At 35.7% G+C, this 19272-nt stretch carries 19 protein-coding genes; 2 read left to right on the top strand and 17 right to left on the bottom strand.

What is annotated here, in order from left to right:
* Positions 1-5: 5 nt before the first annotated feature.
* The 15 genes from secE to HMPREF3267_RS10955 form a co-directional block, all read right to left on the bottom strand.
* On the bottom strand, positions 6-200 hold the full coding sequence (secE, locus tag HMPREF3267_RS11020) for a preprotein translocase subunit SecE (protein WP_002459943.1): 195 nt from the start codon (positions 198-200) through the stop codon (positions 6-8).
* 93 nt (positions 201-293) lie between these two features.
* On the bottom strand, positions 294-437 hold the full coding sequence (rpmG, locus tag HMPREF3267_RS12405) for a 50S ribosomal protein L33 (RefSeq protein WP_002459944.1): 144 nt from the start codon (positions 435-437) through the stop codon (positions 294-296).
* Positions 438-533: 96 nt separating this feature from the next.
* Positions 534-1076 (bottom strand): sigma-70 family RNA polymerase sigma factor, encoded by a 543-nt coding sequence (locus tag HMPREF3267_RS11015; protein WP_062078501.1) that lies wholly within the window; start codon positions 1074-1076, stop codon positions 534-536.
* A 110-nt stretch (positions 1077-1186) separates the two neighbouring features.
* Positions 1187-1714, bottom strand: a complete 528-nt coding sequence (locus HMPREF3267_RS11010) for an NYN domain-containing protein (RefSeq protein ID WP_002459946.1) — start codon at positions 1712-1714, stop codon at positions 1187-1189.
* Entirely contained in the window at positions 1714-2460 is a 747-nt protein-coding gene (gene rlmB, locus HMPREF3267_RS11005) for a 23S rRNA (guanosine(2251)-2'-O)-methyltransferase RlmB (protein WP_002459947.1), read from the bottom strand. Before rlmB ends, HMPREF3267_RS11010 begins: the two co-directional genes overlap by 1 nt.
* A gap of 2 nt (positions 2461-2462) precedes the next feature.
* Positions 2463-2858 (bottom strand): Mini-ribonuclease 3, encoded by a 396-nt coding sequence (locus HMPREF3267_RS11000; protein WP_037540504.1) that lies wholly within the window; start codon positions 2856-2858, stop codon positions 2463-2465.
* Position 2859: 1 nt separating this feature from the next.
* Positions 2860-4260 carry a cysteine--tRNA ligase gene (gene cysS / locus HMPREF3267_RS10995; protein WP_002459949.1) on the bottom strand — a complete coding sequence of 467 codons (1401 nt, stop codon included), beginning with the start codon at positions 4258-4260 and terminating at the stop codon, positions 2860-2862.
* A complete protein-coding gene (gene cysE, locus HMPREF3267_RS10990; protein WP_172412359.1) occupies positions 4244-4891 on the bottom strand; it encodes a serine O-acetyltransferase in 648 nt (215 codons plus the stop codon). The genes cysS and cysE overlap by 17 nt, the downstream gene beginning before the upstream one ends.
* A 356-nt stretch (positions 4892-5247) precedes the next feature.
* Positions 5248-6705, bottom strand: coding sequence for a glutamate--tRNA ligase (gene gltX, locus HMPREF3267_RS10985; protein ID WP_002459951.1), 1458 nt, complete (start codon positions 6703-6705; stop codon positions 5248-5250).
* A 323-nt stretch (positions 6706-7028) separates the two neighbouring features.
* Positions 7029-8096, bottom strand: coding sequence for a PIN/TRAM domain-containing protein (locus tag HMPREF3267_RS10980; protein WP_002459952.1), 1068 nt, complete (start codon positions 8094-8096; stop codon positions 7029-7031).
* A 34-nt stretch (positions 8097-8130) separates the two neighbouring features.
* A complete protein-coding gene (gene radA, locus HMPREF3267_RS10975; RefSeq protein WP_002459953.1) occupies positions 8131-9498 on the bottom strand; it encodes a DNA repair protein RadA in 1368 nt (455 codons plus the stop codon).
* A 230-nt stretch (positions 9499-9728) separates the two neighbouring features.
* Complete coding sequence (locus HMPREF3267_RS10970) at positions 9729-12188, bottom strand: ATP-dependent Clp protease ATP-binding subunit (protein ID WP_002459954.1); 2460 nt, start codon at positions 12186-12188, stop codon at positions 9729-9731.
* Between the two features lie 13 nt (positions 12189-12201).
* Entirely contained in the window at positions 12202-13215 is a 1014-nt protein-coding gene (locus HMPREF3267_RS10965) for a protein arginine kinase (RefSeq protein WP_012991027.1), read from the bottom strand.
* Positions 13208-13765 carry a UvrB/UvrC motif-containing protein gene (locus tag HMPREF3267_RS10960; protein ID WP_002459956.1) on the bottom strand — a complete coding sequence of 186 codons (558 nt, stop codon included), beginning with the start codon at positions 13763-13765 and terminating at the stop codon, positions 13208-13210. Before HMPREF3267_RS10960 ends, HMPREF3267_RS10965 begins: the two co-directional genes overlap by 8 nt.
* A 26-nt stretch (positions 13766-13791) precedes the next feature.
* Positions 13792-14253, bottom strand: coding sequence for a CtsR family transcriptional regulator (locus HMPREF3267_RS10955; RefSeq protein WP_002459957.1), 462 nt, complete (start codon positions 14251-14253; stop codon positions 13792-13794).
* Between the two features lie 153 nt (positions 14254-14406).
* Here HMPREF3267_RS10955 and HMPREF3267_RS10950 point away from each other — a divergent pair, with 153 nt between their 5' ends.
* Positions 14407-15621 (top strand): NupC/NupG family nucleoside CNT transporter, encoded by a 1215-nt coding sequence (locus tag HMPREF3267_RS10950; protein WP_002479471.1) that lies wholly within the window; start codon positions 14407-14409, stop codon positions 15619-15621.
* Positions 15622-15851: 230 nt separating this feature from the next.
* Here HMPREF3267_RS10950 and pdxT read toward each other — a convergent pair whose 3' ends face one another.
* Together pdxT and pdxS are read right to left on the bottom strand one after the other, a co-directional pair.
* Positions 15852-16406: a pyridoxal 5'-phosphate synthase glutaminase subunit PdxT gene (gene pdxT / locus HMPREF3267_RS10945; RefSeq protein WP_002479472.1), complete on the bottom strand. Its 555-nt coding sequence runs from the start codon at positions 16404-16406 to the stop codon at positions 15852-15854.
* Between the two features lie 3 nt (positions 16407-16409).
* Entirely contained in the window at positions 16410-17297 is an 888-nt protein-coding gene (gene pdxS / locus HMPREF3267_RS10940; protein WP_002459960.1) for a pyridoxal 5'-phosphate synthase lyase subunit PdxS, read from the bottom strand.
* Positions 17298-17394: 97 nt separating this feature from the next.
* Here pdxS and HMPREF3267_RS10935 point away from each other — a divergent pair, with 97 nt between their 5' ends.
* Complete coding sequence (locus tag HMPREF3267_RS10935; protein WP_014533365.1) at positions 17395-18777, top strand: MocR-like pyridoxine biosynthesis transcription factor PdxR; 1383 nt, start codon at positions 17395-17397, stop codon at positions 18775-18777.
* The last annotated feature ends 495 nt before the right edge of the window (positions 18778-19272 follow it).

Genomic DNA, 19272 nt, shown 5'->3' with positions numbered 1-19272 from the left:
TACTTTTATCTAAATAATTCAATAAGATTTCCGATACCGATATCTAAAACATAGAAAAAAGCCATAAAGAATAGCACTGTAGATACTACAATAACAGTGTATTTGAATAACTCTTCTTTCGTTGGCCAACTTGTTTTCTCCATTTCAGACTTAACGCCTTTGAAAAAGTTATCTTTTTCTTTGTTTTTGTCTTTAGCCATCAAAAACAACCTCCATACTCTCACTCATTAACTAGCCTATACGTTGTCTCATGTTGCAACATCGAATAACCACTTTTCATAGCACTAAAAGTATTATTTCGATTCTTTATGTACTGTATGTGAGTTACATCTTGGACAATATTTTTTAAGTGTTAACCTTGATGCTGAGCCATCTTTCTTTGGAACATGATAATTTCTATTGCCACAAACATCGCAATTTAAAGGGACTTTTTTCACATTTATTCACCCTTACACATTTTAATACCAATATACTATACCTATATTTAGGCTTAAATGTCAAACGAAGCTATGAAACAATATGACCAATAAAACTCATTCCGTAGTCTTTAATATCACTTTATATAATTTCATTTTACAACGTTGTATACTATTGTAAACCGCTTTGCGTTGTAACTTAAGTATTCGTGCAATTTCTAATGGTTTATATCCTGCAATCAGCGCGTAAAACACCCTTTTTTCTACCTTAGTAAAATACTTCGTGTGTTCAAATATATTCATTAAATCTGCGCGTTGTAACATTTTTATTTCAACAGGATTCACATGTTGATTGTAATATACGTTTACACGACTCTCTTTAATCATGCTTTGTATTCGTTTATGATAGGCATATTGTTTACGTAAATAATCATATTTAACTGACCTAATAACACAATTCACATAATACTCAAATGGTTTATCTTGTTGTGTGTCATAGCGATCAATGACCAAGTAAAGTTTAATTAAGACCTCTTGATATAAATCGTCGATATCATTTAGGTAATAATCTACCTTTTTAAGCTTATTAATAATAATGGGTTTCCACAAATTCACAAGTTCTGCAAAAGCATCATCTTTATTGTCACACTCTCGGTACATTTTAAACGCGCTTTCAAGATGTCTACCAGTTATGTTTGTCGCCTACTTTCCAATAAGAGTTATGTGCTAAATTTTATACCCTGATATAGGATTTCGGCAATATCACAATACTAGTGTTTGTGATGATGACCTCGACGTATTTTTTCGAATTCAGTAAGTATATCATCAGATAACGGTATGCGAGTTCTAGGTTTTGATTGACTAAAGTCATCTAACGACTTTGTTACTGTTATTTCCATTTCTTTTAATTCGCGCCACATTTCTCGAGATGATACACGATAAGCACCTGTTCCAAAAATTGCATGCTGTTCGCTCATATCACTCGTCACAACCGTAATATGCGTTGTATGTTTATTATATAAATCATAGACATAACGTTCGATATAGCTATCTGCGGTTTCTTTTTCTTTTGTATAAATAATCTTTACACCATGATACATATATTCACGTTCAATACCTGATTGTTCATATGCATCGAAGACACATACCACTTCATCAGCTATCACAGCGCTATAATTCGCTATGGCATCCAACAATTGTTCGCGTGCTTCTTCAAGGCTTTCTTTAGCAATGGTCATCAACTCTGGCGATTGGCCAATCATATTATAACCGTCTATAACTAAATATTTTTGCTTCATTATTTGTCTCCATATGAATGACGTTTACGATATACTTCATACATCATCAAACCAGCTGCCACGGATGCATTTAAACTATTCACGTGACCGACCATTGGAATTTTAATATAAAAATCACATTTATCTTTAACTAGACGGCTCATCCCTTGGCCTTCACTACCAATGACAATTGCTAATGACATATCAGCTGCCATGTCTCTATAGTCTGTGGCATTATCTGCTTCTGTTCCTACAATCCAAAAACCATGCGCTTTCAAATCGTCAATTGTCTGAGATAAATTAGTTACACGCATTACAGGTATATGCTGAATCGCTCCTGTAGATGCTTTAGCTACAATTTGTGTTAACGCTACTGAACGACGTTTAGGAATAATAATACCATCCACACCTGTTGCATCTGCTGTCCGCAAAATAGAACCTAAGTTATGTGGATCTTCTAATCCATCTAAAATAATGACCGTAGATAGGCTTTCCTTTTGTTGTTGCATTTTAATAAAATGGTTAAAATCGGCGTATTCATATGGTGCAATCAAGGCTGCAACACCTTGGTGAGGCGCATCTGACATATGATCTAATTTAGATTTTGGCACTGTTTGCACGACTAATTTTTGAGTTTTTGCGTTTGTTAAAATTTCTTTGATTTGTTGTTTTTTAATACCTTCTTGAATCAGTATTTTATTTATTGTATGACCAGTGACAATGGCTTCCTTTACGGCATGACGACCTACTATTATATGATCTTCCAATGCTATCTTCCCTCTCTTTCGTCAACAATGTGAATGATTTCTGTTAATAGTGAATTAAGACGCTGCTCTCGTTGCTCTAAATATAAGAAGCCAATCACTGCTTCTATGGCAGAACTTTTACGATACGTTTGAATATCAGTATTTTTAGCTTTTGTATAGCTTTTGGCATTGCGACCACGCCGAACGATATCTAATTCTTCTTCTGTAAACCACTGCTGTGCTAATAATTTTTCTAGTGTTTGTGCCTGACTTTTAGCTGAGACATAGCGTTTAGCTGCTTGATGAAGACGATTAGGTTTGCTGCGTAATTTCAACACAATATATGCTCTAACATGTTGATCTAAAACCGCATCACCCATGTAAGCTAATGTTAGTGGATTTAATAATTTTATATCCATATTAGCCACGTTTGTATCTCACACCTTGAGGCGTGTCTTCCAAAATAATATGTTGTGCCTTTAATGTATCTCTAATTTCATCTGCTCTCGCAAAATCTTTATTTTTACGTGCTTCATCACGCTCAGCAATCATTTGCTCTATCTCTTCATCTAATAGTACATCTGCTTCTTGACCTTTTAAAGGAACGCCTAGTACATCACTAAATATTTGATACACTTCTTTAAAACGCTCGATTACTGCGGTTGAAGTTGATTTCTCCAATACATATTTATTGGCTAATTTTGCTAAATCATACCATGCAGTTACCGCATTAGCTGTATTAAAATCATCATTCATCACTTGCTCAAATTGTTTTAATATTTCATCAATTTGTTCAATGTAGTCTGTTTGTTCAACAATATTGGTAGCTATTGTTTCACGCTCTTCAATTAATTGATAGCTATTGCGAATGCGTTCTAGGCCGCTTTTAGCTGCACTAACAAGTTCCATATTATAGTTGATTGGACTGCGATAGTGTACGCTAATCATAAAGAAACGCAAGACATCAGGATCAATTTCCTTGATGATATCATGCACTAATATAAAATTCCCCAATGACTTACTCATTTTCTCATTGTCTATGTTGATAAAACCGTTATGCATCCAATAATTTGCAAATGGTGCATGATTATGTGCTTCTGATTGCGCAATTTCATTTTCATGATGAGGAAATTGTAAATCGGAGCCTCCAGCATGAATATCAATGGTCTTACCAAGTTCATGATATGCCATCACAGAGCACTCAATATGCCACCCTGGGCGCCCTTCTCCAAAGGGACTAGACCAGCTAATTTCACCAGGCTTAGCTTTTTTCCATAATGTAAAGTCTAAAGCATCTTCTTTTTGTTCACCCGCTTCAATGCGAGCGCCTACTTTTAAGTCGTCAATAGACTGATGGCTTAATTTACCATAGCCATCAAATTTACGTGTTCTAAAATAGACATCTCCATGACTTTCATAGGCATAACCTTCGTCGACTAAATTTTTAATGAATTCAATGATATCTTCCATATGGTCCATCACACGTGGATTTGAAGTGGCTTTCTTAACATTTAAAGCACCAACATCTTCATAAAATGCTTGAATATAACGATCAGCAATTTCAGGAACGGATTCATTCAGTTCTTGTGAACGTTTAATAAGTTTATCATCAACATCAGTAAAATTTGAGACGTAGTCTACGTCATACCCTTGGTATTCAAAGTAACGACGTACTACATCATAGTTAATCGCTGGTCGTGCATTCCCTATATGAATATAGTTATATACGGTCGGCCCACAGACATACATTTTAACTTTCCCAGGTTCTATGGGTTTGAATACTTCCTTTTGACGTGTCAATGTATTATATAATGTAATCATCTTTAATCTCTCCGTTCTTGGCTTTTTCTAGTTGTTTTTCTAGCTGCTTAATTTGCTCATATAATGGATCCGGTAAGTTACGGTGATCAAATGTTTTCCCGATTCGTTTACCCTGTTGTTTTACAATATGCCCTGGAATACCCACTACAGTTGTATAACTAGGCACAGATTGCAATACTACTGAGTTTGCGCCAATATTGACGTTCGACTCAATTTGAATATTGCCTAAAATTTTCGATCCAGCTGCAATTAAAACATTGTCTCCAATGTCTGGATGGCGTTTACCCTTTTCTTTTCCAGTTCCACCTAACGTAACGCCTTGATAAATCGTGACGTTGTCTCCAATCGTACATGTTTCACCAATGACTACACCCATGCCATGGTCAATAAATAGGCGCTTGCCAATTTGTGCACCAGGATGTATTTCTATACCAGTAAAAAAGCGTGAAATCTGTGAAATAATACGTGCTAGTACATATCTTTTCTTATTATATAATTTATGTGCAATTAAATGACTCCATACCGCATGAAGCCCAGCATACGTAGTGATTACTTCAAATGTTGTTCTTGCTGCTGGATCTTGCTCAAAGACCATTTTAACGTCGTCTCTCATTCTTCTTAGCAAGATAATCTCCTCCCCGATTTCATAATAACTTATTTCTTTCCTTGCCCATTCAATAACATCAATTTGTTCTTTAAACGTTTCTTATGAAAAAACACCTCTAACAAGTATGATGTTAGAGGCGCTTTTGCACGGTTCCACTCCTAATTCAGTAAAGCAATATCAGTATATCACTTTACTCTCGTTTATATTATTCAATTGTCTACACAAAGGTGCATTCCATAACTATTGTGATGTACTTTCACCAACCGTACATTCTCTATAGCACAATATCATTATTTACTAATCCTTTGTGGACGATACAACTCTAATCATATGTCGTTTAGCTCAAAATTTCAAGTAGTTCCTCACTCGAACATGACTTCCTATGATACATATTGTTTCAGACGACTTAACACCTTGTCTTTACCTAACACTTCAATTGTATTTGGCAGTTCAGGACCATGCATTTGTCCAGTAACAGCAACACGTATTGGCATAAATAATTGTTTACCTTTAATACCTGTTTCTTTTTGAACTTCTTTGATTGTTTTTTTGATTTCTGCAGCTTCAAATGGTTCTAGCGCTTCGAGTTTGCCATACAAATGTTGCATTAATTCAGGAACTTGCGCACCATTGATTACTTCTTGTTCTTCTGCACCTAATTCTGGCATATCTTTAAAGAACATTTCGGACAATGGCACAATTTCTCCTGCATAGCTCATTTCTTTTTGATACAAGGCAATTAATTTTCGACCCCATTCGCGATCTTCCTCACTTGGTTGCTCAGGAATTAGATTTGCTTTGATTAAATGTGGTAACGCGAGTTCAAATACTGTTTCAGTATCTTTGGTCTTCATATATTGGTTGTTAACCCATGCTAATTTTTGTCTATCAAACATTGCTGGTGATTTAGATAAACGCTTTTCATCAAAGATTTTAATAAACGTTTCCTTAGAAAAGATTTCATCTTCACCTTCAGGAGACCAACCTAACAATGTAATAAAGTTAAACAATGCTTCTGGTAAATATCCTAAGTCACGATATTGCTCGATAAATTGTAAAATTTGACCATCGCGTTTACTTAGTTTCTTGCGCTCTTCATTGACGATTAATGACATGTGTGCGAAACGCGGCGGTTCCCAACCAAACGCATCATAAATCATTAATTGTTTTGGCGTATTTGAAACATGATCATCTCCGCGAATAACATCTGATATTTCCATATAGTGATCATCGACAGCTACTGCAAAATTGTATGTTGGCACCCCGTCTTTTTTAACGATAACCCAATCACCTATATTATTTGAGTCAAATGAAATTTCACCTTTAACCATGTCATTAAATGTATACGTATGATTTTGAGGTACACGAAAGCGAATAGCTGGTTGACGTCCTTCCGCTTCAAATTGTTGACGTTGTTCTTCTGTTAAATGCGCATGTTGTCCACCGTATCGAGGCATCTCGCCACGCGCGATTTGCGCTTCACGTTCTGCTTCTAATTCCTCTTCTGTCATATAACATTTATAAGCTTTATCTTCATCTAGTAATTGTTGAATAAGTGGGTTATAAAAATCTGCTCTTTCAGATTGACGATAAGGGCCATAACCTTTGTCTTTATCTACAGATTCATCCCAATCCAAGCCTAACCATTTTAAATTATTAAATTGTGAAGCTTCTCCGTCTTCCAAATTACGTTTACTGTCCGTATCTTCTATACGAACAACGAAATCTCCATCATAATGTTTCGCAAATAAATAATTAAATAGCGCCGTTCTGGCATTGCCAATATGCAAATATCCAGTTGGACTTGGTGCGTATCTTACTCTAACGCGATTACTCATTATATTCACTCCTACGTCATTTATTTCTTGTTTTCATCACTTACGCAACACTTCGCATATCTTTTAAGTTAATAAGAAAAAGCTATTCTTAAAAATCAACTTTCCGCTACATTAATTCTTAGTGAATAACTTTCAGGGCCATGTTCAGTTGGTAAGACAATATTTTCTCATATATTGTAGCACTTATTCAGTACTTTGATAAGTACCATGTTTTGTCATATCCTTGCCTTATAACAAAAAAGTTTCATGTAATTCGTACACACTAAATTTTGCTCGTATACGTTTCACATGAAACTGTTAATGTTTAATGATTGGTTTGTTAATCACAGGTTATCATCAATTTTTTTAGCAAAGACAATACGACCTGATGATGTCTGCAACAGACTAATTACTTCTAATTCTACTTGCTGACCAACCAACTGTTTTGCATTATCTACGACGACCATTGTCCCATCATCAAGATAGCCAACACCTTGTCCAGGCTCTTTCCCCATCTTTGTGAGTAAGATGTTTAAGTAGTCACCTTGATGTACATTGGGTTTAATTGCTTCTGATAAGTCATTCACATTGAGTGCTTGAATGCCTTGAACATGACAAACTTTATTTAAATTAAAATCCGTCGTAATGACATGCGCATGATACGACTGTGCTAATTTAACTAATAGGGTATCAATATCGCTGTGTGACTTTTGCGGATGGATTACACGCGTTGGATAGTCTAAATCATAGAGTTGATTTAATACGTCTAAGCCACGTTGTCCCTTTTCTCGCTTAACGCTGTCATTGGCATCAGCGACAATCTGCAACTCATTAATTACACCTTGTGGAATTAAAATTTCACCATCTATAAATCCACAGCGAATCACTTCTAGTATTCTCCCATCAATAATAGCACTTGTATCTAACAGTTTAGGCACCGCACTACGATGACTTTGCGACATTGAACGCGCCATATTTTCGGGTAAAAATAGCAACATTTCGTCTCGTTTCTTTAAACCAAATTGAAATCCTAAATAACATAAAATTAATGTAATAATAATTGGTATAAAATGATTAAATATCGAGTTGCCAATCATTTCTAAAATAAATGATGCCATAACTGCAATAAGTAATCCTATAATAAGACCAATTGTCGCAAATAGTATTTCAACAGCACTTCTCTTCATAATCCACTGTTCCATAGTGCGGATTAATTGTGTTACTTGGTTAATGAAAAAACCAAAAATAATAAAGAATATGAGCGCACCAAGCAACCCATCTATATAATGATTTTTTAAAATTGGATAACTTGTAACCCCTATATCATTGACGACTTCTGGAATAATAAGAATTCCTAGAGCAGCACCAACAATAAAGTAGATGATTACTACTATAAATTTAAGTATATCCATTCAACTTTCACCTCTTTGGCTGTGTATGAAAATTTTAAGCTTTAAAAGCATATTTCAATGCCTCATGTACTGTCGAAACACCTATGACTTGTATATTGTCAGGAAATGTCCATCCGCCGATATTTGTTTTAGGGAGTATCACACGTTTAAATCCTAGTTTAGCTGCTTCTTGAACGCGTTGTTCAATACGTGACACACGTCTGACTTCACCAGTCAAACCTACTTCTCCAATATAACAATCTAAACCATCAACCGCTTCATCTTTAAAGCTTGATGCAGTTGCTACAATTACACTTAAGTCTACAGCCGGTTCTGTTAATCTTACACCACCTGCCACTTTAATATATGCATCTTGTTGCTGCAATAAATAATTTTCTTTCTTTTCAAGCACTGCCATAAGCAGGCTCAGACGGTTATGGTCAATACCTGTTGCCATACGTCGTGGATTATTAAACGTTGTTGGGGTCACTAAAGCTTGTACTTCAATAAGTAATGGTCGTGTTCCTTCCATTGTCGACACAATTGTTGAACCCGGAACATTTGTTGAACGTTCTTCTAAAAACATTTCGGACGGGTTTTTGACACCTTTCAAACCACTTTGCTTCATTTCGAAAATACCCATTTCATTTGTTGAACCAAAACGGTTTTTAACAGCACGTAAAATACGATACGCATGATGTTCATCACCTTCAAAATAAAGCACTGTATCTACCATGTGTTCTAACAATCGTGGACCAGCTATCTGCCCCTCTTTAGTCACATGTCCTACAATAAATGTGGCAATATCCATCTGCTTCGCAATATTCATCAAACTTTGAGTACTCTCACGCACTTGAGAAACAGATCCGGGTGCCGATGCAATCTCAGGATGGTAAATCGTCTGAATAGAGTCCACCACTAAAATATCTGGCTTAGTTTCTGAAACGGTTTGGTGAATAACTTCTAAATCTGTCTCAGCTAACACATTTAATTGACTAGAGTCTTCCTCTAAGCGTTCTGCTCTCAATTTTGTTTGATTTAATGATTCCTCACCTGTAATATACAGCACGTTTAATTGTTGCGAAAGCGAGGCACAGATTTGTAGTAATAGTGTTGATTTCCCGATACCTGGATCTCCACCAATCAACACTAAAGAACCACTAACAATCCCCCCACCTAACACACGATTAAACTCTTGAGATTTCGTTTGCACACGTGGTGTCGATTCATGTTGAATACTGTTTAATTTTTGAACTTTTCCGGTAGCCGTTTGTGCTTTAACCCCATGTTTAGGATGTGCAGCCTTCTGTTCTATAATCTCTTCCATTTGGTTCCAAGCACCACAATTAGGACATTTACCCATCCATTTAGGAGATTGATAGCCACATGCCATACACTCAAAAATGATTTTCTTCTTGGCCACTTTCGCACCTCCACAATTTTCATTAAATCCATTTTATACATTGCACACGGTTATGACAAATGTTTAGAGATTCAAATAGATAGGAAATCATCATTTAACAAATAATATATCAAATAACTACAATAAAATTATTTTTTACCTATAGTTTATGTACATTTATTCATTTTATATTAAAAATGAAAAAAACGCTCGCTAAATCTATCTAGCGAGCGCATTAATTTCTAGTCTTTCTATGCTTGAGTCATTTCTTCTTCAGAATTAGCAGTTCTATCATGAATATCATATTTAAACTCCGTACCATCATGATCGATAGTCACTGCTTTACCTTCGATTTGATTACCTTCTAAAATTAATTCACTTAAATTATCTTCAACTGTTTTTTGAATTGCACGAATGAGTGGACGAGCACCATATTCCGGATCATAACCTTCTTCAGCAATAACTTCTTTCGCTTTGTCTGTTACCTCAATTTGAATATCTTGTTCTGACAAACGTTGCGTTAATTTATTAACCATCATTGTGACAATTTCTTTTAATTCGTCTTTAGATAATTTATGGAAGACAATAATATCATCCACTCGGTTTAAGAACTCTGGACGGAAAGCATTTTTAAGCTCTTTCATCATTGTTTTACGAATTGTCTCATAATCCTGACCTTCGCTTGCACCACCAAATCCAGCAAATCGTTGATCTTGTAGCTCTTGGGCACCAACGTTTGATGTCATGATAATTACAGTATTGCGGAAATCTACACGACGTCCTTTCGTATCTGTTAAATGTCCATCATCTAATACTTGAAGTAAAATATTAAATACATCTGGATGCGCTTTTTCGATTTCGTCAAATAAAATAACTGAATATGGTTTGCGTCTTACTTTTTCAGTTAATTGACCACCGTCATCGTGGCCTACATATCCTGGAGGCGCCCCAACTAAGCGACTCACAGCATGTTTTTCCATGAATTCACTCATATCAACACGAATCATCGCATCTTCTTCACCAAACATTGTTTCAGCTAATGCACGTGCTAATTCTGTTTTACCAACCCCTGTAGGTCCTAAGAAAATGAAACTACCAATTGGACGCTTAGGATCCTTCAAGCCGGCACGTGCACGACGCACAGCTTTACTAATTGATGTCACAGCGTCATTTTGACCTATGACACGACCATGTAATGTCGCTTCGAGATTTAATAGTCGATCTGATTCTGTTTCATTAATTTTTGTTAAAGGAATTCCGGTCCAACCGGCGATAACTTCAGCAATATCTTCTTGCGACAATTCTGTGTTACTACCACCTTGCGCATTTTGCCATTCTTTTTTGGCATCTTCATATTGCTTTTCTAATTTAGATTGTTTGTCTCTAAGGTTGGCTGCATTTTCAAATTCTTGAGCGTGAACTGCAGCATCTTTTTCTTTTTTTACAGTTTCAATTTCTTGTTCAATTGATTTTAAATTTGTTGGTGTTGTGTGACTTCTTAATCTTACTTTAGAACTTGCTTCATCAATTAAATCAATGGCTTTGTCAGGCAAGAAGCGATCTGAAACATAGCGGTCACTTAATTTTGCGGCCGCATCTAAAGCTTGATCTGAAATGTTAATACGATGATGTGCTTCGTATCGATCACGCAATCCTTTTAAAATTTCGATTGTATCTTCAACTGACGGCTCATCAACTTGTACCGGTTGGAAACGACGTTCTAAAGCGGCATCTTTTTCAATGTTTTTACGATATTCATCTAAAGTAGTCGCACCAATGCATTGTAACTCACCGCGTGCAAGTGCTGGTTTTAAAATGTTTGAAGCGTCAATAGCCCCTTCTGCACCACCTGCACCAACGAGCGTGTGTAACTCGTCAATAAATAGAATCACGTTGCCGGCTTGATGAATCTCTTCCATTACTTTTTTCAAGCGTTCTTCAAACTCACCACGATATTTCGTACCTGCTACAACCGTACCCATATCTAATGACATCACACGTTTGTCTTTTAACGTTTCTGGCACTTCATTATTTATGATTGCTTGTGCTAAACCTTCAGCAATAGCTGTTTTACCTACACCTGGTTCACCAATAAGTACAGGATTATTTTTAGTTCGACGGCTCAAGACTTCAATCACACGTGTAATCTCTTTTGTTCTACCGATAACCGGATCTAATGTGCCATCTTTAGCAATCACCGTTAAGTCACGCGCTAAGCTATCTAACGTTGGTGTATTATTAGATTTATTTGTTTGTGCATTTTTCGTACCCATCTCTGGACTACCTAATGCTTTCACAACTTGAGCCCGTGCCTTCGTAATATTTAAATCTAAATTTGCAAAAACACGTGCCGCTACACCTTCATTTTCACGAATTAAACCTAATAAAATATGTTCTGTACCAACAAAATTGTGATGAAGTTTTCTAGCTTCATCCATTGATAATTCAATGACTTTTTTAGCTCTAGGTGTATATCTTAACGTCCCAGCTTGTTCTTGTCCGTGGCCAATAAGTTTTTCGACTTCGGTAATCACTTTATCTTCAGTAATATTAAAACTTTCTAATACTTTGGCAGCAATACCTTCAGGTTCCTTCATTAAACCTAATAACAAGTGTTCAGTACCAATATTTGAGTGGTTCAAACGAATAGCTTCTTCTTGTGCATGTGCTAAAACACGCTGCGCACGTTCAGTTAATCTACCAAATAACATATCTATTTACCTCCTATATGGTCTGAGCTCTTAAAATATCTGCACGTTTCTCATTGACGGATTTCTCATCGTCCTCGTCTTCATCGTTATACAAGAAAGCAGATTGAATACTCACCATTAATTCATTAAAATTAAAATCTTGCAATTGTACATATCCTAAATCAATTCCTAATTTCACTTCACTAAGTCGATAGGATGCTTCTTCCATAGAAATCATTCTACAATTTTGTAATATACCAAGCGAACGATAAACACGATCCAACGTTTCAATTTGGTTATATGTGTGTAACCGTTCGCGAATTTGCATTTCTTCATTAATAATTTGATTAACAACTTCTGTTAAATTATCGATGATGTCTTGTTCTGTTTTCCCTAAAGTTAGTTGATTTGAAACCTGATATATATGTCCATAGACCTGTGAACCCTCTCCATATATACCACGAATTGTAAAGCCAAAACGATTAATTGTTTGAGCAATACGATTCATTCGTTTCATTATCGATAAACCAGGCAAATGTAACATAATACTTGCTCTCATGCCCGTTCCAATATTGGTTGGGCATGTAGTTAAGTACCCTAAATGTTCATCGTAACTAATATCTAACGCTTTATCGAGTAAATCATCAATATCAGATGCTTTCGTATATAATTCAGACAAAGATAACTCAGGTGACATCGCTTGTATGCGTATATGATCTTCTTCATTAATCATAATACTAAGAGATTCATCCTCGTTAGTCATCACTGCCGATGCTGGTTGCTTAATTAGTTCAGGACTGACTAAATGTTTCGCAACAAGTTGCAGCTTACTTTGCTGGTCCATGCGATCTAGACGTTGTAAATCTAGATCTGGCAATGCATCCTGAACTTCATTAATAACTCGAAAACCTTCTTGTTCAGATGGAAACATAAGTGGGTGTACATGATTTTCAAGATTACGTGCTAAGCGAATTCGTGATGACATAACAACTGGTGCTGTTTCGATATTGGTCAATATATCATCAGGATTAATATTATAATCATTCATCATGTAACACCTCACTCTGTTGCTTTAATGCTTTTATCTCATCTCTTACAAGAGCAGCTTCTTCAAATTTTTGTTCATCTATTAATACATTTAAATATTGTGATTTTTCTTCAATTTGTTTTTTTATTGCTAATTTTTGATGTGATGAATGCGGCGTTTTCCCAACATGTTCATACTGTCCACCTTGCACCCGTCTCACAATATCAATAATGTCATCTTTAAAGGTAGCATAGCATTGTGCACAGCCAAACTTACCAACATGCGCAATATCTTTTAAGGTCATATGACAAGTTGGACACTGTTTTTCTTCTTGAAAAGCAACATTTTGAAAATCAATACCATGTTTTGTAGCTAAATGTTGTAATATTTGCTTTACAACAAATGCTTCTTCAATATCATCTTGATACTGGTGATGAGATGTGTAATTCTGATTCCATGGATTTTCTCCTTGTGCACAAACAGGACAAACCCATTTCTCACTGGTTCCATTTTTACTTTTAACCGTAAGCTTTACCTCTGCTTCATTTAAGTGGCAATTTTCACAAAGCACGTCTTAACACCTCGCATTTTTCAGTATTAATAGTAATTAATCACCGGTAAGATTCGTTTTAAAATATTTGCTCGGATAATATCTCTAGACATGACATCCATTTTTAATGTTTCACGGTCAATGACAGCTTGTATCATTTTAGCTTCTCTTTCACTAATCAAACCTTTTTCAAGCAAGCCGTCAATAACATAGTAACCTTGCTGCTGTGAAATGGTTGGTCCAATTAATTGAAGCAAGTGATTAATATACCCCGTTGCATCTTTATTTTCAATTTTCGTGATTCGGATGTATCCACCGCCTCCACGTTTACTTTCTATTTCATAACCATGCTCATTGGTGAATCTGGTTTTAATAACGTAATTTAATTGAGAAGGCACACAATCAAACCGCTGTGCTATATTGGCTCGTTGTATTTCAACAGCGTCTCCATTCGTTTCTTCAAACAATTTTTTAATGTACTGCTCTATGATGTCAGACATATTGTGCATGCTTATCACCCCTTTTGACCTTCTTTGACTATATTATATGACCAACTTTGACCATTTTCAACCAATTTGTTTTTCAATTTAAAAAATAAAGGTGTTTGTTCACATCTATTTATTGTATGATAAGATTTAGAAAAAAGATTAAGGAGCAGGTCTATGCATATTCTCATTGGGATAATTGGAATCGTTTTCTTCTTAGCGCTTGCCTTTGCATTTAGCTCAGATAGAAAGCATATTCGTTGGAAGTACGTCGCTTTGTTACTTGTGATTCAATTTATATTCGCCTTTATTTTACTTAAAACGACGGCAGGTATACATGTCATCGGAGGAATTTCAAACGGCTTTAATTATTTACTACAAAAAGCTGCAGAAGGCGTTAACTTTGTCTTTGGTGGATTTAAATTTGTTAATCCTAAAAACCCTCCATTCTTCTTTAGTGTTTTATTACCGATTGTATTTATCTCTGCGTTAATCGGCATACTACAATACACTCGCATCCTACCACTCATTATTAATTGGTTAGGCTGGTTAATTTCTAAAATCAATGGCATGGGACGTTTAGAATCTTATAATGCCGTCGCCGCAGCCATCTTAGGGCAATCTGAAGTTTTTATTTCTTTAAAAAAACAATTACCTTACATACCGAAACAACGGTTATATACATTAACCGCTTCAGCTATGTCTACCGTTTCAGCTTCAATTATTGGCGCATACTTTACTTTAATTGAACCAAAGTATGTCGTAACGGCAGTTGTACTTAACCTTTTTGGTGGTTTCATTATTGCATCAATTATTAATCCTTATAAAGTGAATGAAGAAGAAGATAAATTATTAGTAGATGAAACAGAAACTAAAAATCAATCTTTCTTTGAAATGTTAGGAGAGTACATTTTAGATGGATTTAAAGTAGCGGTTATCGTTGGGGCAATGCTCATTGGCTATATCGCCATTATCGCATTACTAAACGGTATCGTTAGTGGTCTTTTAAGTGTCATAACGCATGGCGCTGTCTCTTGGGATTTCCAAACTTTAATTGGCTTTGTCTTTGCACCTTTAGCCTTTCTATCTGGTGTTCCATGGAACGAAGCTGTACAGTCTGGTTCAGTTATGGCAACAAAACTGCTTTCTAATGAATTTGTTGCTATGCAATCATTAGGTAAACTATCAGATATTTCAACGCACGCTAAAGGCGTAACTTCAGTATTCCTAGTATCATTCGCTAACTTTAGCTCAATTGGAATTATTTCTGGTGCCATTAAATCACTTAACTCTGAAAAAGGTGATATTGTTGCTCGCTTTGGCTTAAAATTATTATTCGGTGCTACACTAGTTTCATTTATCTCCGCAACAATTGCTGGATTCTTTATTTAAATAAATATTAAACAGCCATATTATCGTTTTGTGATGCTATAAGAGCCTATATCGTAGGCATCTTGTAGCATCATTTTTTTATACTTTCTTGCTATCTCTTATAAAAAAGCGAATATTTTAAAATAGCTATTTAATGTAGAGCAAATCTTGCATCGCATCATTGTCTCATATTAATAGCTTATATTAAAAAAGAGCACTCATTTTTTGAGTGCTCTTTCAACAAGACTATGTTATTTGACCATATGTTCAATAAAGTATTGCGTAACTCTATAATCATCCGTTAACTCAGGATGGAATGATACACCTAAATAGTTCCCTTGTTTAACTGCAACAATTTTATCGCCAACAGTACTTAATACTTCTACGCCATCTTCTACGCTAGCAATATGTGGTGCTCTAATAAAAACACCTTCTATATCTTCAGCAATGCCTTTAATATCAAGTTCTGATTCAAAACTATCTACTTGTCTACCAAACGAATTACGTTCTACAGTGATATCCAATTTTTTTAAATATCCCGTTTCACCTTCGACATGTTTAGCTAATACAATTAGGCCCGCACATGTGCCAAACATAGGTAAGTCAGATTGTTGTAATTTTTCTTTAAAACCATATAAATCCATCAATCTTCTAAGTGTGGTTGACTCACCACCAGGAAGAATCAATCCATCAATTTCTTCTAGTTGTTCTACTCTTTTAATTGCTATGCCTTCGTGACCACTTAATTCAATATGACGAATATGTTCACGCACAGCGCCTTGCAATGCCAATACACCTATCTTCATATCTTACCAACCACGCTCTTGCATACGTTCTTCTAATGAAATTTTATTTATATCTAAGCCTTTCATTGCTGTTCCTAATTCTGCAGCCAATTTACCAATTAACTCATAATCTTGATAATGTGTCGTCGCTTGTACAATCGCTTTCGCAAATTTTTCAGGATCTTCTGATTTGAAAATACCTGAACCTACAAAGACGCCATCTGCACCCAATTCCATCATTAAAGCAGCATCCTGAGGTGTTGCTACACCTCCAGCAGCAAAGTTAACAACTGGTAGGCGACCATTATCCTTGATTTGTTTCAAGATTTCATATGGCGCACCTAATTCTTTAGCATACGTCATAATTTCATCGTCGTTCATTACTACTAAACGACTAACTTCAGCATTTACTTTTCTCATATGACGTACTGCTTCAACAATGTTTCCAGTTCCAGGTTCACCTTTCGTACGTAACATTGCTGCACCTTCACCAATACGACGTGCGGCTTCACCTAAATCACGACACCCACAAACAAACGGTACAGTAAACTGGTCTTTTCTTAAATGATATTCTTCATCAGCTGGTGTTAATACTTCAGATTCGTCAATATAATCGACCCCCATAGCTTCAAGCACACGCGCTTCAGTAATGTGTCCAATACGTGCTTTAGCCATAACCGGTATAGAAACAGCGTTCATTACTTCTTCAACAATTTTAGGGTTAGCGCTACGTGCTACCCCTCCTGCCGCTCTAATATCAGAAGGCACACGCTCTAATGCCATAACAGCAACCGCTCCAGCTTCCTCCGCGATTCTAGCTTGTTCTGCATTAACAACGTCCATAATGACGCCGCCTTTTTGCATTTCAGCCATACCTCGTTTAACTCTTTCAGATCCTACAATTTTAGACATGTAAATTGCCCCTTTTCTAATTGATTAAATCCATTCTAAACGATAAACTGATATTGAAAAAGGTTCAATTTTATAATAAATAAAGAGGCCAGATGATATGAAGAAGAAAACTGCACTATACCAATCACTCTATGAAAAATTAAAAGCCCAAATTATTGAAGGTCATTATCAGGCAAATGAAAAGTTTCCTTCAAAGCGACAATTAAGTGAACATTTATCACTTAGTCATACAACAATCGAACATGCCTATCAACTTTTACTAGATGAAGGATTTATTTATGCCAAACCACGTTCAGGCTATTATGTATCAGATATCGAATCACTGCCTGTCGTACCACAAACATCAGGATTTCATGAAATCAACTTCATTCAGAAGTCAACGCCAAAATCACATTACCGCTATGCCTTTAACTTGGCTGAAATAGATGCTGAAAACTTTCCATTGCATACATTAAGAAAATATGCTCGAGATGTTTTTGATGATAGTAATATAGACCTTTTACAACATGGACATCCACAAGGTGAATTGGCATTAAGACAACAAATTGCCCATTATTTATTTAACAGCAGAGGAGTTACTTGTCATCCAAATCAAATTATTATCGGCTCTTCTACAGAACAATTACTTGATATGATTACAGATGTACTATCAGATAGCTCCTTTATTATCGAACAACCAAGCTATCCACCAATTAAACAAACATTAGACAAGAAACAGATGCCTTATAAACAAGTTATAGTAGAAAAAGATGGCATCCAAGTCGATCCCATCTTTGAATACAATAATGATATTTTGTATATTACCCCTTCACATCAATTTCCAACGGGGCATATCATGAATTTAAAAAAACGCACCCAATTAATTCAATGGGCACAGCAGCAAGAAAAACGTTATATTATTGAAGATGATTACGACTCTGAGTTTAGATATTATGGCAAACCGATACCCGCTTTACAAAGTTTAGACACGAAAGGAAAAGTTATTTATATTAGTACATTTTCTAAGTCTCTATTTCCAAGTTGTCGTATAGCGTATATCGTTTTACCTTATCCAATATTAAACATATATAATCATCATCCATATAAAGAAGGAAATACAGTTCCCGTTCATATTCAACATATCGTCGAAAGATTTATGGCATCAGGCAGTTTTGAACGCCATCTAAATAAAATGAGAAAAATTTATCGCGACAAACTTACTTATATTTTAAATCAACTTGCACCTTACTCTAATCAATTAAAGATTGATGGCGCATTAACTGGCATGCATTTTACCATTCGGGTTATAAATGGGCTAACAATGGAACAATGTCTAGAAAACGCATCAAATATATCTCTTAAACTGGAACCCTATCACTTCGATGATGCTAATGAGCGCTATCCTACTTTTATTTTAGGGTTTGGTGGCATTTCAAATGAAGATTTGTCTAATCATGTCCAAGCACTAATAAGCGCACTCGTCATAAATGACTATGAGTGAGAATTTTGTAGACTTAAAAACTAAGTTTCAGTGCAAATGTTTTAAAATAATTTTAATCATTTAAAAAAGCAATAACTTTTTCATTTTTGAAGTATCGCATTTAATTTGTATTTTCTATAGGTCAGAATACGTCAGCTTCAATCGCTTTCTCTTCGCAAAGCCGTTATTTATCGACTTGTTTTTCAATTTTTGGCATAAAAAAAGAGACCTCTCGGTCTCAATGCGGCTCATCGCATCCATTTGCTTTGCCTGGCAACGTCCTACTCTAGCGGAACGTAAGTCTGCTACCATCGACGCTAAGGAGCTTACTTTGCTTTGAGACAAACGCTCGCATCTTTCCTTATTTTCTATTTTTGTTTGCTCATTTAGCTCGACTAAACTCGCTGCTCAAAAATCTCAATGCGTCAGCTTCAATCGCTTTCTCTTCGCAAAGCCGTTATTTGTCGTCTTTGTTTTTTAACTTTTTGGCATAAAAAAAGAGACCTCTCGGTCTCA

The sequence above is a fragment of the Staphylococcus sp. HMSC62D11 genome (assembly GCF_001839145.1).
Taxonomy (GTDB): Bacteria; Bacillota; Bacilli; order Staphylococcales; family Staphylococcaceae; genus Staphylococcus; species Staphylococcus lugdunensis.
The sequence above is the reverse complement of the archived record's forward strand: the minus strand, read 5'-3'. Positions and strand labels throughout refer to the sequence as shown.